This is a genomic window from Microbulbifer agarilyticus, assembly GCF_019800665.1.
In the GTDB taxonomy this organism is placed as follows: domain Bacteria; phylum Pseudomonadota; class Gammaproteobacteria; order Pseudomonadales; family Cellvibrionaceae; genus Microbulbifer; species Microbulbifer agarilyticus_C.
Genome location: NZ_JAHVKO010000001.1, coordinates 17,909 through 32,177, shown reverse-complemented (window position 1 = coordinate 32,177; position 14,269 = coordinate 17,909). Strand labels below are relative to the sequence as shown.

General features: G+C 58.8%; 9 protein-coding genes. 5 read left to right on the top strand and 4 right to left on the bottom strand.

The genetic code is table 11. The annotated features are described in order from the left end of the window. Nucleotides 1-25 precede the first annotated feature (25 nt). Nucleotides 26-3,904, bottom strand: coding sequence for a phosphoribosylformylglycinamidine synthase (gene purL / locus KUV22_RS00155; protein ID WP_222227654.1), 3,879 nt, complete (start codon nt 3,902-3,904; stop codon nt 26-28). Between the two features lie 602 nt (nt 3,905-4,506). Between purL and mltF the strand changes: the two genes are divergently transcribed. The 4 genes from mltF (at nt 4,507) to dld (ending at nt 8,785) form a co-directional block, all read left to right on the top strand. Continuing rightward, on the top strand, nt 4,507-5,985 hold the full coding sequence (gene mltF / locus KUV22_RS00150) for a membrane-bound lytic murein transglycosylase MltF (RefSeq protein ID WP_222227653.1): 1,479 nt from the start codon (nt 4,507-4,509) through the stop codon (nt 5,983-5,985). Between the two features lie 177 nt (nt 5,986-6,162). Further along, on the top strand, nt 6,163-6,660 hold the full coding sequence (locus KUV22_RS00145; RefSeq protein WP_222227652.1) for a hypothetical protein: 498 nt from the start codon (nt 6,163-6,165) through the stop codon (nt 6,658-6,660). A 64-nt stretch (nt 6,661-6,724) separates the two neighbouring features. Continuing rightward, entirely contained in the window at nt 6,725-7,006 is a 282-nt protein-coding gene (locus KUV22_RS00140) for a PepSY domain-containing protein (protein WP_222227651.1), read from the top strand. A 9-nt stretch (nt 7,007-7,015) separates the two neighbouring features. Continuing rightward, a complete protein-coding gene (dld, locus tag KUV22_RS00135; RefSeq protein ID WP_222227650.1) occupies nt 7,016-8,785 on the top strand; it encodes a D-lactate dehydrogenase in 1,770 nt (589 codons plus the stop codon). A 35-nt stretch (nt 8,786-8,820) separates the two neighbouring features. Here the strand turns inward: dld and KUV22_RS00130 are convergent, their stop codons facing one another. Continuing rightward, a complete protein-coding gene (locus tag KUV22_RS00130) occupies nt 8,821-9,315 on the bottom strand; it encodes a DUF6702 family protein (RefSeq protein ID WP_222227649.1) in 495 nt (164 codons plus the stop codon). Nucleotides 9,316-9,546: 231 nt separating this feature from the next. After that, entirely contained in the window at nt 9,547-11,910 is a 2,364-nt protein-coding gene (locus KUV22_RS00125; protein ID WP_222227648.1) for a M1 family metallopeptidase, read from the bottom strand. 207 nt (nt 11,911-12,117) lie between these two features. Here KUV22_RS00125 and KUV22_RS00120 point away from each other — a divergent pair, with 207 nt between their 5' ends. After that, a complete protein-coding gene (locus tag KUV22_RS00120) occupies nt 12,118-12,561 on the top strand; it encodes a hypothetical protein (RefSeq protein WP_222227647.1) in 444 nt (147 codons plus the stop codon). Nucleotides 12,562-12,696: 135 nt separating this feature from the next. Here the strand turns inward: KUV22_RS00120 and nhaA are convergent, their stop codons facing one another. After that, complete coding sequence (gene nhaA, locus KUV22_RS00115; RefSeq protein ID WP_222227646.1) at nt 12,697-14,139, bottom strand: Na+/H+ antiporter NhaA; 1,443 nt, start codon at nt 14,137-14,139, stop codon at nt 12,697-12,699. Nucleotides 14,140-14,269: the final 130 nt, after the last annotated feature.

Genomic DNA, 14,269 nt, shown 5'->3' with positions numbered 1-14,269 from the left:
TCAGGCGGATGTGCGATACCGAAAATCAGTCGACAAACACACGGGCGTTGCGGAACAGACGCATCCAGCCGGAATCTTCATCCCAGTCATCCGGGCGCCAGCTGTTGCTGACGGCGCGGGCAACACGCTCCGGGTGCGGCATCATGATGGTGACGCGACCGTCTTCGGAACACAGAGAGGTAATACCGTTTACCGAGCCATTCGGGTTGGCCGGATAAGTTTCGGTAATCTGCTGGTTGTTGTTCAGGTAGCGCATGGCAATGGTGCCGGATTGTTCGCACGCTTCCAGCGCCTTCTGGTCGGCAAATTCCACGCGACCCTCACCGTGAGCAACTGCCACCGGCATGTAAGATCCAGCCATCCCTTTGAACAGGACCGATGGGGAGTCTTCCACGCCCACCAGCGCAAAGCGCGCTTCGTACTGCTCGGACAGGTTGCGCACAAAGCGCGGCCAGTGGCCGGCACCCGGAATCAGTTCCTTGATGACGGAGAACATCTGACAGCCGTTACACACGCCGAGGCCGAAGGTGTCTTTGCGGTTAAAGAAGCCTTCGAACTGATCGCGTGCGCGGTCGTTGAACAGAATGGTCTTGGCCCAACCTTCACCGGCGCCGAGTACGTCACCGTAGGAGAAGCCACCACAGCCCACCAGGCCCTTGAACTGGTCCAGTTCAACACGGCCGGCGAGAATATCGCTCATGTGCACATCGACGGCATTGAAGCCCGCGCGGTGGAAGGAATGTGCCATTTCCACCTGGCTGTTGACGCCCTGCTCGCGCAGGATCGCAATCTTCGGCCGCACACCCTTGCTGATGTACGGCGCAGCGATATCTTCGTTGACGTCGTAGCTCAGGCTCACGGACAGGCCTGGGTCCTGCGCGGAAGTTTTGGCGATGGCGTCAAACTCTTGCTTGGCGCAATCGGCGTTGTCGCGCAGCGCCTGAATGCGGTAGCTGGTTTCTGACCAGATCTGCTCCAGTTCCGCACGGCTGCGGTTGAAGATTTCTTTGCCGTTATTGGTGATGCACAGGGTTTCGTTGTCGTTGAGGCCACCAATACGGTGCGCCGGTACGCCAACGGTGGCGAAACGCCCTTCGATCATCTCAGCATCGGCCGCCGGCACCTGCAGTACCGCACCCAGCTCTTCACTGAACAGCGCGGCGATGGCGTCGTCGTCGAGGTCGAAAATTTCGACGTCCAGGCCGACGCGGCCGGCGAAGCTCATTTCCGCCAGCGTGGCGAACAAGCCGCCGTCGGCGCGGTCGTGATATGCAATGACCTTGTTCTCCGCCAGCAGCTGCTGCATCAGGTCGAAGAAGCCTTTGAGGCGCTTGGCATCGTCCAGGTCTGCTGGTTGCTCACCCAGCTCGTTGTATACCTGTGCCAGGCAGGAGCCACCGAGGCGGTTTTTACCAGCGCCCAGATCCACAAGAATCAGCTCGCTCTCACCTTTTTTGGTGCGGCGCAGCTGTGGGGTCACCACTTTGCGTACATCGGTAACCGGGGAGAAGGCAGAAATTACCAGCGACAGCGGCGCAGTTACCGCCTTGTCTTCGCCGTCTTCATTCCACGCGGTGCGCATGGACATGGAGTCCTTACCCACCGGGATGGTAATACCCAGTTCCGGGCACAGCTCCATACCGATGGCTTCTACGGTGCGGTAGAGCTTTTCTTCCTCACCCGGGTGGCCCGCGGCACACATCCAGTTGGCGGACAGTTTGATATCGGACAGCTGCTTGATCGGCGCACACGCAATATTGGTGATCGCCTCACCCACCGCCAGGCGACCGGAGGCCGGCGCGTCCAGCAGCGCAACCGGAGTACGCTCACCCATGGACATGGCTTCGCCCGCGGTGCTGTCATAAGAAACGGTGGTTACCGCACAGTCCGCGACCGGTACCTGCCAGGGGCCAACCATCTGATCGCGGCTGACCTGTCCGGTTACGGTACGGTCGCCAATGGTGATCAGGAAGTTTTTGCTGGCCACTGTGGGCAGACGCAGAACGCGCTCGGCGGCATCGTTCAGATCGATCTTGCTGGTATCGAAGGCCTTGGTTTCGGCTTCTACCTTGGCAGCCTCACGGTGCATCTTCGGCGGCTTGCCGAACAGCACGGACATGGGCAGGTCGACCGGCTTGGCGTCGAACTGCTTGTCATTCAGGGTCAGGTGCTTCTCGCTGGTGGCTTCTCCCACCACCGCGAACGGCGCGCGCTCGCGCTCGCAGATCTTCTCGAAGCGCGCCAGGTCTTCCGGCATTACTGCCAGGACGTAGCGCTCCTGGGATTCGTTACACCAGATTTCCAGCGGGCTCATGCCCGGCTCGTCGGACGGTACGTTGCGCAGCTCGAAGCTGCCGCCGGTACCACCGTCTTTCACCAGTTCCGGGAAAGCGTTGGAGAGGCCGCCGGCGCCTACATCGTGAATAAACGCGATGGGGTTCTCGGCACCCAGCTGCCAGCACTGGTCGATGACCTCCTGACAACGGCGCTCGATTTCCGGGTTCTGGCGCTGCACGGAGGCGAAGTCCAGGTCTTCCGAGCTGGAGCCGCTGGCCATACTGGAAGCGGCACCGCCACCCAGGCCAATCAACATGGCCGGGCCACCGAGGGCGATCAGCTTGGCGCCCGGCTGGAATTCCGGCTTGTCCACGTGGTCTTCACGGATGTTGCCGTAACCACCGGCCAGCATGATCGGCTTGTGGTAGCCGCGGCGCTCGCCGTTGAAGTCTTCTTCAAAGGTACGGAAATAGCCGCAGATGTTCGGGCGGCCGAATTCGTTGTTAAAGGCAGCACCACCGATGGGGCCTTCAATCATGATATCCAGCGCGGTCACGATGCGACCGGGCTTGCCGTAATTCACTTCCCACGGCTGTTCGAAGCCCGGGACCTGCAGGTTGGATACGGTGAAGCCGGTGAGGCCAACCTTGGGCTTGGAGCCGCGGCCTACCGCGCCCTCGTCACGGATCTCACCACCGGCGCCGGTGCCGGCACCGGAGAACGGCGCGATGGCGGTCGGGTGGTTATGGGTTTCCACCTTCATCAGCAGGTGGATGGCTTCCTGGCTGAAGCGGTATTCCTTGGTTTCCGGGTCCGGGTAAAAACGGCCGGCATTGTGGCCAACCACAACGGCCGCGTTATCCGCGTAGGCAGACAGCACATTGTCACCGCCCTGGCGGTAGGTGTTCTTGATCATGCCAAACAGGGAGTTCGGCATGTCTTCGCCGTCGATGGTCCAGCTGGCATTGAAGATCTTGTGGCGGCAGTGCTCGGAGTTCGCCTGGGCGAACATCATCAGCTCAACATCGGTGGGGTTGCGCTCCAGCTCTTCGAAGCTGGTGAGCAGGTAATCGATCTCGTCTTCCGCCAGCGCCAGGCCCAGGGTCACGTTGGCCCGAGACAGGGCCTCGCGACCACCGTTCAGTACATCGACGGTACTCATCGGGCGTGGGCTCTCCACGCGGAACAGCTGCTCTGCCTGGGCCATCTCGGTGAATACAGTCTCCACCATGCGGTCGTGCAGCAGTGCCGCCAGATCGTCGCGTTCAGCTTCGGTTAATTCAACGCCAGTAATGTAGTAGGCAACACCACGTTCCAGGCGGTGGATATCCGTCAGGCCCGCATTGTGGGCGATGTCGGTTGCCTTGGAAGACCAGGGAGAAATGGTGCCCGGACGCGGTACCACCAGCAGCAGCTCGCCCTCGGGCAGGTGCTTTTCTTCGGTGGGACCGTACTGCAGCAAACGCTCCAGCAGCGCGAGGTCCTTGTCCCCTAGGTTGTCGCTGTCAGAGAAGTGCACAAACTCTGCGTACACGTCTGCAATGGCAGGCTGCAGGGCGCGGAGTTGGGTTAGCAGTTTTTGATGGCGGAATTTCGACAGTGCGGGAGCACCACGCAGAACTAGCATCGCGGGAGATAGCCTCTTGTCTGAATTTGAGCGCCTGCGGCCGGAAGCAACCGGTCGGTTTAGAGGTGGCACGCAGGTACACCGGGAATCGGAGCGCGCGCATTGTACCTGAAGCGACGCCGCTCCAACACTGCCACGGGAATTAACTGTACCTATGCACCCCGTTCTTTAATGGAGAAGACCCAAATGGCACCAGGAACGACCTCAATTCCCCTTAAATTACCCTTGGCCAGGCCCATGGTCGGCTGCGCCAACTACACTGAAAGGTGGATTGGGACAACCCCGGCTTTCACAAACCAGGTCACGCAATTTGGTCAAAATTGGTCAGACCCGGTAGAGATGGGGTAAAATTGCCGCGCTTTTGCCTAGTGCTGTTCAAATAATAGGCAAAGCCGGCATTACCGATGTACTGGATTCTCTTGGTACACGGTGAATCGAAGCGAGACGCAATGGATAGCGCTCGCAGTGAAGCATGGATACCGGCCACAAGCGGGTAAACAGTCCCGGTGAAAGATCCGGATGAAAGGTGTTAGGTACCAAGCAGGTACTGGCCGAGCTTCACGCGTTAATAATGCTAACGAAGGGATTCGAGGGGACAGCCTATGATCATGAAAAGCCGACTGTTGCGATACAGCCGCCGCCTGGTAAAGGGGGTGGCCCTGGCCTGCTGTGCCTCTTTATTGGTCGCCAGCAAGGCGCCGAGCCTGCTGGAGAGGGTCAAGGCCTCCGGCAATCTTGTCGTGCTGTCCCAGAATGGTCCCACCACCTATTACGAAGATGCCAACGGCCAGTACACCGGCTTCGAGTACGGCATGCTGGAAGAGTTTGCCCGCGAACTGGGCGTGGAACTCGAAATCCGCGACGTGCACGACCTGAGCCACCTGTTCGGTGAGCTGGAAGACCCCGAGTCTGGTGCACACATGGCGGCATCGGGCCTCACGGTAACCTCCGAGCGCCGCGAGCAGGTGCGCTTCACGCCTTCTTATTTTGAGATTCGCCAACAGGTGATCTACCGCCTGGGCGAGGCGCGCCCGCGCAGTGTGGGTGACCTGGCCGGCAAGAATATTGCGGTGATCGCCGGCAGTGCCCATGCCGAGCAGCTGCGCAAGCTCTCCCAACGCTATGAAGATCTTTCCTGGGAGGAAATCTCCGACGTCGACGCCATGGAACTGGTGGAGATGGTGGATCAGGGCAAGTACCACTACGCGGTTGTCGACTCCAATGCCTACGCGGTGCACCGCGGCCTTTACCCCAATACCCATATCGCCTTTAACCTGACCCAGTTCCAGCCGGTTTCCTGGGCCTTCCCCAAGGGCGATGACGACACCCTCTACCGCGCTGCGCGCAGCTTTATGGTCCGCGCCAATACCAGTGGCCTGGTGGCGGAGCTGCGTGAACTGCATTTTGGACACGTGAGCCAGATGAACGTGGGCGGTGCCAAGACCTTCGCCCAGCTCACCCGCGACCGCCTGCCCCGCTGGCGGGAAGAACTGCAGAAAGCCGCCGACAAGTACGGCGTGGATTGGGAACTGTTGGCTGCCCTCAGCTATCAGGAATCCCACTGGAACCCGCGCGCCAAGTCACCTACCGGCGTGCGCGGCCTGATGATGCTGACCCGCGCTACCGCGCGCGAAATGGGCGTGAACCGACTGGACCCGCTGGAGAGCATCGACGGCGGAGCGCGCTACCTGGTTCAGGTACGCGACCGCATCCCCGAGCGTATCCGCGAGCCAGATCGCTCCTGGATGGCGCTCGCCGCCTATAACATTGGCCTTGGCCACCTGGAAGACGCCCGTGTTCTCACCGAGCGCATGGGCGGCAACCCGGACCGCTGGGCAGACGTGCGCGACCACCTGCCGCTACTGGCCAAACGCCAGTACTACAAGACCCTGAAACACGGCTACGCCCGTGGCTGGGAGCCGGTGACTTACGTGCAGAATATCCGCCACTATCAGGCCCTGTTGACCTGGACCGACCGGATCGAAGAACAGCGCCTGGCCGACGCCGCAGCCAACGACAATAGCGAAGCCCTTGTGGAAGTCCCTGCTGCGGAATCTGCAGCCTCCCAGTCGGCACTCTGATCCTCCCCTCTTATTGAGCAAAACAGGCGGCCACTGGCCGCCTGTTTTGTTTTGCTGCTCCAGCAAGCCCCTCCGCCGTGCAAGGCACCAAAATCCACCTATGCTTAGTGCACGTACCCGAGCAAATCGGCGCCACCGCTGTTCAAGTGAACACGCACGCACAGTTTAGGAGACCTCATGACCCGTAAACTCTTGCTCACTGCGCTCGCCACGACTCTTGCGGCATCTGTCGCCCTCCACGGCTGCAGCCGCAAATCCGATACCAACGATCCGGATACTGCACCGACCACAGAAGCGGAGGTGGTGGAAGAAGTCACCGTTACCGAGCCAGATCCCAACACCCAAACAACCCCTCCCACTGGCGACAGTACGTCATCGGCAGCCAGTACCGGTGATACCAGCAGCACCGACTCGCCCGAAAGCCCAAACAGTGAGGGACAGTTAATCTGCAACGCAAAATGGTTTGAGTGGGTCAACGGTGAGGTGATGAAAACCCAGGGCCTGGCCATTGCCGAACACTACCCCACCGGGCTGCCTGAAGTGGGCTCCAAAGAATGGTTTACCGCGATGGAAAAGCTTACCGGTGGCGACAAGATGGACGACGCCCATGGCCCCGACGGCGGCAGTGACGAGTGGTGTTTTATGATGCAGCAGCGCCTCAGCAACAACGACTGATTTCCGGACAAGGCCATCACTTCGAGAAACCGGCTCGAATAGCGGCCGGTTTAGGGAGTACCACATGAAAAACGTCAAAAACTCGCTCCTCGCCGTCACCCTCGGTGGCATTGCCGCGGTCGCAGCCGCCCAGGACGACACCAAAGACAAAAAGCCGCCCCCCGGTGCCATGGCGTTATCCATGGTGCTTACCAAGCTGGAACAACAGGGTTACACCCCAGTAGTCGAAGTAACCCTGGACAAGGGCCGCTGGGAGGTTGAAGCCTACAAGGAGGGCAAAAAGTGGGATCTGGAAGTAGACCCCAACAGCGGGGAAATTCTGGAGATGAAGGAAGACAACAACTGACCCACCGCAATGCCAGAATCCACCTCCCGCACCGTTGATACGCGCGCGAACGCCCAGGAACTGGTCCAACAACTGGCACAGTTACTGGGCCGCGAGCGCGTAATTACCGATGCCGAGCGCAACGAGTACTATCGCACCGGCTATCGCTCTGGTGAGGGCGCCGCACTTGCGGTGGTGTTCCCGGATTCGCTGCTGCAACTCTGGCGCACACTGGAAGCCTGCGTGCACGCGGGTGCGATCATAATCTTGCAAGCAGCCAACACCGGCCTGACAGAAGGCTCCACCCCCAGCGGCACCGACTACGATCGCCCGGTTGTGGTAATCAATACCCTGCGCATGGACACCATTCACCTGCTGGGTAAAGGAAATCACCACGGTGAACAAGTTGTCGCCCTGCCCGGCGCCACCCTCAACAGCCTGGAAAAACAGCTGGCGCCGCTGCAGCGCTCGCCACACTCCGAGATCGGCTCGTCCTGTTTGGGCGCCTCCATTATCGGTGGTATCGCCAACAATTCCGGCGGCGCACTCTGCCAACGGGGCCCAGCCTATACCGAGCTGGCGCTCTACGCACAGGTCGATGCCGGCGGCGAACTGCAACTGATCAATCACCTGGGCATCGAGCTGGGTATAACCCCCGAGGAAATACTCACTAACCTCGAGCACGGCAACTTTGCAGATGTCGGGCAACTCGCTTACTCGGACAATAACACCCGTCCGCGCATGGCTTCGGACCGGGAATATGTGGAACGGGTACGCGATGTAGACGCCGACACCCCGGCAAGATTTAATGCCGACCCGCGCCGCCTGTTTGAAACCAGCGGCTGCGCCGGCAAGGTCGCGGTGTTCGCGGTACGCCTCGACACCTACCCCACCCCCAAGCGCACGCAAACGTTTTATATCGGCAGCGACGATCCCGCCGTGTTTGCGCGCCTGCGCAGGGGCCTACTGAGCGAGTTACCTACTATTCCCCTGCTCGGTGAATACCTGCACCGCGACATGTTTGATCTTGCCGCGGAATACGGAAGAGACAGTTTCTATCTGATCAACAAACTCGGCACCGGCAACATGCCACGCTTCTTCGCCCTCAAAGGTCGCGTTGATGCCTGGCTGGAAAAACGCGGCTTCCTGCCGCGTTTTCTGAGTGAACGCCTGCTACAAAAAATCAGCAAGCTACTCCCGCAACATCTGCCCAAGCGCATGCTGGACTATCGGGAAAAGTATCCACACCACCTGATCGTCAAGGTAGCGGACGATGGAATTGAAAGCACCCACGAATGGCTGCAGGCCTTTTTCGAAAGAGGAGAAAACACGGGTGACTTTTTTACCTGTACACCAGAGGAAGCCAGCAAAGCCATGCTGCATCGCTTTGTCTCCGCCGGTGCCGCCATGCGCTACCAGGCCGTACATTACAAACGTGTGGGAGAGTTGCTGCCACTGGATATTGCACTGCGGCGCAACGATATGGATTGGGAGGAAAAGCTACCGGCAGAAATCGCCGACCAACTGGAGCAGCGCCTCTACTACGGCCACTTCTTGTGTAACGTCTTCCATCAGGATTACGTCCTGAAAAAAGACGCCGATCACGAGGCGGTCAAGAAAGCCATGCTCGCACTGCTCGACCAGCGGGGAGCGCGCTACCCCGCAGAGCACAACGTCGGCCACCTGTATCAAGCGCCCGACGCACAGCGCGAATTCTTCGAACAACTCGACCCCACCAACACCTTCAACCCCGGTATCGGCAAGACCGAAAAAACCCGCCGCTGCTGTAGCTGCGGCTAGGCACACATCTCAGGCAAAAACCTCAAGCATAAACCTCAGAACTGAACCGTTACCGCACTGGAGCCAGGCTTCAGGGTAAAGGTTTCAGTGTTGCCATCGCGGGTAACGTTCACGGTATTCACCTGATCTCGCTCCATCTCCATCAGCATCGACTGACGCACCTGCAGTTTCTTACCCTGCACCTCCGCCAGCGGCAGCTCCTGATACACCCAAACATCGTGCACATCCGCTTCCATTCCCACCCACTTGGGCTTGATCACTGCACCATCGGCGGTGCGCAACTGAAAGCGATCATTCACATACGCCTCCATCTGCGCCTTGGCATCCTTCATTTCCTTACTCGCGCTCAACTGCAGCGCGCGCTCCACATCCGCGATAAAGAAACGATGGGTGATTTCCAGAGACTGGGTGCGCTCATTCACGGCCATTTCGGTGAGGCCGAAGTGGTAGCGGTGGGCGTGGGCCTGTGATGCAAACAACAGGGCAACCAGAGACAAAAACGCAATCAGTTTGGGAGTAGAAATACGCATATTAGGCATCCAAGTGATACAGCTATGGAATAGTTGAAGTGTAAGACGCGACAACAAAAGAACACAAAGTTGCGGGCGAAGGTGGCGGTGCCGGGTACAGGCTTGTGAGACCTTCAAAAACAGGATGTTTTTGCAGAGCCCCCAGGGATGGGTGCACGGCGTGTCTCACAAGTCTGTACCCGGTAGCGTCACCGCCACCGGGCCAGATGGGACCATGCCGCAGTTTCGAGCTTAGTCCTCTTTCAGCTCTTCCTGCCAGTCCTTCATCAGGTTGCGCGCTTTCTCGTCTTTGAACAGCTCCAGACGCGACTTGATGATACGGCGCGGGTAGTGGTTGTTCTCCACGTCTACGTCGGCCGTCTCCCAGTGCGGGTCAACCACAACCGACTTCAGCAGTTTGTCCTTACCGCGCACCAGCATCTTGGAAGTCTTGGCCGCATTGCGGGTCCAGATTTCCGCCGGGATACGCAGTTCTTCAGAAGAACCATCGGTGTAGTCCAGTTTCAGGATGATCGGCATCACCAAACCACCGATATTGCTGAAATTCAGCACGTACACATTGCTCTCTACTTTCAGCAGATCGCGCTCCCAGTCTTCCAGGCCATCCAGCATACCGCGGTAACGATTGCGATCCGCATTGGACACATCAAACTCATCGTGCTCATTGTAGAAGTCCGCCAGCTCCGGCTTGCCGTCCACAATGCGCGTCATCTTGTTCGCACGGTTCTTCTGCTTGGTTACCGACTCCGGCTCTTCCTCGAAACGCTCACGCTTCCACGGGCCCTCTACATCCGGGTCCTTGGTACCCACGGTATAGTGTTTCACTGCATCAATGCTGATATCCACATTGTCAGTGGTGTAGAACCAACCGCGCCAGAACCAGTCCAGATCCATACCGGACGCGTCTTCCATAGTGCGGAAGAAATCCGCCGGCATCGGGCGCTTGAACTTCCAACGCTGGGAGTACTCGCGGAACGCAAAGTCGAACAGCTCGCGACCCATGACGGTTTCACGCAGGATATTCAGCGCAGTCGCCGGCTTGCCGTACGCATTGTTACCAAACTGCAGAATGGATTCTGAGTTGGTCATGATCGGTACCTGGTTCTCGCTCTTCATGTACTCAATGATCTTGCGTGCATCGCCACGGCGAGACGGATACTTCTCTTCCCACTCCTGCTCCGCCAGGAACTGAACGTAGGTGTTGAGGCCTTCGTCCATCCAAGTCCACTGACGCTCATCGGAGTTCACGATCATCGGATAGTAGTTGTGACCTACCTCGTGGATGATCACCGAGATGAGGCCGTACTTGGTGCGACGGGAATAGGTGCGCTTGCTGCGGTCTTCCTCATCAATCTCCGGACGCGGACCATTGAAGGTGATCATCGGGTATTCCATACCACCTACCGGGCCATTGACCGAAATGGAGGTCGGGTACGGGTAATCGAAGCTGTAGCGGTTAAACACTTCCATGGTGTGGATGATGGCTTCGGTAGAGTACTTGTCCCACAGCGGGGTACCCTCTTCCGGATAGTAAGACATCGCCATGGTGTCGGTGCCGCCCTTCTTGTAGCCCTGCGCATCCCACAGGAACTTACGCGAGGAAGCCCAGGCAAAGTCACGCACGTTCTCTGCTTCAAACACCCAGGTCTTGCGGGCAGTTGCGCGGTCTTTCTCGTTCTCCAGGGCTTCGTCCTTGGTCACGATCATTACCGGCTTCTTCGCGGTCTCGGCCTTTTTCAGGCGCGCGCGCTGCTCGCGGGTCAGTACGTCTTGCGGGTTCTGCAGTACACCGGTGGAGGCAACGATGTGGTCCGCCGGCACTTCGATAGCCACGCGGTAATCACCGAATTCCAGGGCAAACTCACCACGGCCCAGGAACTGCTTGTTCTGCCAGCCGCTCACATCGTTATACGCCGCCATGCGCGGGAACCACTGGGCAATCTCGTACAGGTAGTTGCCATCGCGCTCGAAATATTCGTAACCGGAGCGGCCACCCAATGCCTTCTGCTCGATGATGTTGTATTCCCAGTCGATCTGGAAGGTGACGCTGTCGCCAGACTTCAGCGGCTGCGGCAGGTCGATGCGCATGTTGGTGTCGACGATGGTGTGGCGCAGGTCACGGCCACGGGCATCCGCCACCTTGGTGATGTCATAACCACCCTGGAATTCCGCGGAGACCACTTCGCGACGGAAGCTGCGGAACGGGATGGTGTCCGGGGCGATGGACTCAACGTCTACCGGCGCCGCCAGGTTGCCGGAAGAGTTTGGCTTGAAGCGGTTCTGGTCGAGCTGCACCCACAGGTAACGCAGGGTATCCGGCGAGTTGTTGGTGTAAGTGATGGTTTCCGACGCGGTGATGCGCTGCTTGTCATCATCCAGGGAGACCTTGATGTCGTAGTCCGCCTGCTGCTGCCAGTAGGCATGCCCCGGCGCACCGGAAGCGGCACGATAGGTGTTCGGGGTGGGCAGAAGCTCTTCCAGCTGGCGGAACTTGTCGCCGGTGACGTTCAGCGGGTCGGCGGCAATAGCCGCGGAGGTTCCGGCAAATCCGAGCAGTACCGCGCCCAAGCGACGGTATAAGGTCTTAATGGTCATATTTGGCGCCATTTTTCACAGATTGGATAAATAGCGCGCCATTCTAGCAGTACTAATGTGACTGGCGATTCCGCTCCGGAAATACCGTCTCAGCAACTCTTCAACTCACCGCAAAGTGCATCAGCGAACAGCCGGAAGCCCACAGCACTTGGGGTTGGCGCCTCCCCAGCCTATCAATGACCGGATAAAGGCAATTTGGGGAGCGCCATGCTGTTTGCCACTGAACCACACCAACAAGGACAGTCCCACAGAAAGCGTCACTTTCTCGGCGCTACGCTGCTCGCCGCCGCCCTGTCGCTAAGCGCCGGGGCCGCCGCACAACAACCAGGCCCCTTTTCCGCCCAGGACTTCCAGTTCTCCGGCCCAAAAACCAACCCCCAGATACCCCCGCAGCTATATGGGCCGGATCTCGACGGACACACGCCATCGGAGATTGACCTGAGCGCCGGCGCGGTGCGCGCACGCTTACAGCAACTGGGCTTCCACTCCTTCGGCAGCATGGTTTTTCGCAACGGCTACTGGAATGTGGTCGCCTACCACGGCAACAAGAAGCGCCAGCTTCTGGTCCACCCGACCAGTGGTACCATCCGCTCAGACAAGCCGTACTGCGGCAATCGCTGCAACCGCTACCAGCGCCACGAAGTATTCTGATACTCGCGACTGCGTCTACCGTGTTTGCTTGGGAAGGGAGTTAGGGAAAGAGTAACGAACCCCCAGCACCACGCTTATATGGTGCTGGGGTCGTTTAAGAAGGGTGCCTGAAGAACTATCTAGAGAAGTTACCGATCAGGGCAACTTTCTACCGGTGCTCATCTCGGCGGTAGCAACAACATCGACTTCTTCGCTCTGGGTGGACTCCTCGATCGGCGCACGGCGCAGGATCAAGAAGCCTGAAATACCCGCGATCAGGGACGCGAGCAACACACCTGCCTTGGCCTGAATCAGCATTTCATTCTGACCTGCAAAGGCCAGTTCTGAAATAAAGATCGACATGGTGAAGCCGATACCACCCAGCAGGGCGACGCCGATGATGTGGTGGAAAGTGGAATGCTTGGGCAGTTCACCCCAGCCCAGTTTCCAGCCGATCCAGGTGGCACCGACGATGCCGATCAGCTTGCCAAATACCAGACCACAAATCACACCAATGGTCAGCGGGTTCAGCACTGCCTCGGCGCTGGTAAAGCTGTCCACCGGAATACCCGCATTGGCCAGCGCAAAAATCGGTACCACAATAAAGGCCACCGGGATGTGCAGGCGCGTTTCCATGCGCTGCAGCGGGGACTGTACCAGGTGCACACCGTTATCCAGTGCGGACACCCGCGCGCGCAGCGCGTCGTTGGCGATAATCTTGTCGCCCGGGCGGAAGCTGCGGTCGAAGCTGCGAATAATGTCTTTTACAAAGGAGCTGAACGCCACCGGGTCGTACTTCGGACGCGCCGGGATGGCCATCGCGGTAATCACCCCCGCCAGCGTGGCGTGCACACCGGTGATGTGGAGGTCGTACCACAGCAGGATACCCACAAAGATATAGGCGGCGGAGTGCCGTACCCCGGCCAAATTCAGCAGCCACAAAATCGCCGTCAGCAGGAAGGCACCCATCAACGCGATCATATTGACGCTTTCGGTGTACCAGATGGCAATCACCAGGATGGCTCCCAGGTCATCCACAATCGCCAATGCCACCAGGAAGGTCACCACCGCGCGTGGTACCCGGTTCCCCAGGATGGCAATACAGCCCACCGCAAAGGCGATATCGGTGGCCATGGGAATACCCCAACCACGCTCGGTGGGCGTCCCAACATTGAACATGGAGAAGATCAGGGCCGGTACCACCATACCGCCAATGGCGGCCATCACGGGCAGTACCGCATGTTTCATTTCGGAGAGTTCGCCGACCAGGAACTCACGCTTGAGTTCGAGGCCCACCAGCAAGAAGAAGATCGCCATCAGGCCATCATTGATCCAGTGATGGAAACTCATAGACAGCGACCAGTCACCGAAGTTGTAACTGACTGGTAGGTGCAGCAGATGCGCATAGCCCGCCTGCCATGCAGAGTTGGCGATCACCAGCGCAATCACTGCGCAAATCATCAGCAGTACACCACTGCTACTCTGGCGGTGAATAAATTCATCGAACGGCGTCATCAGGCGTCCCAGGGCATTCTCCAATGGCGCCTCGAACACCTTGCCTTTACGCACTCTGAATTTACTCAGAACCTTATTTGCCATCTAACACCAACTCCTATCATTCAGATCCGCTATGTAACCGCGTTGCCAAGTTACATGGTTGTCTGCTTACTTTACGATCTACCGGGCGGTTACCTGCTGTCCGCGTCTTCCGCATCCGGGAAACTGAGGT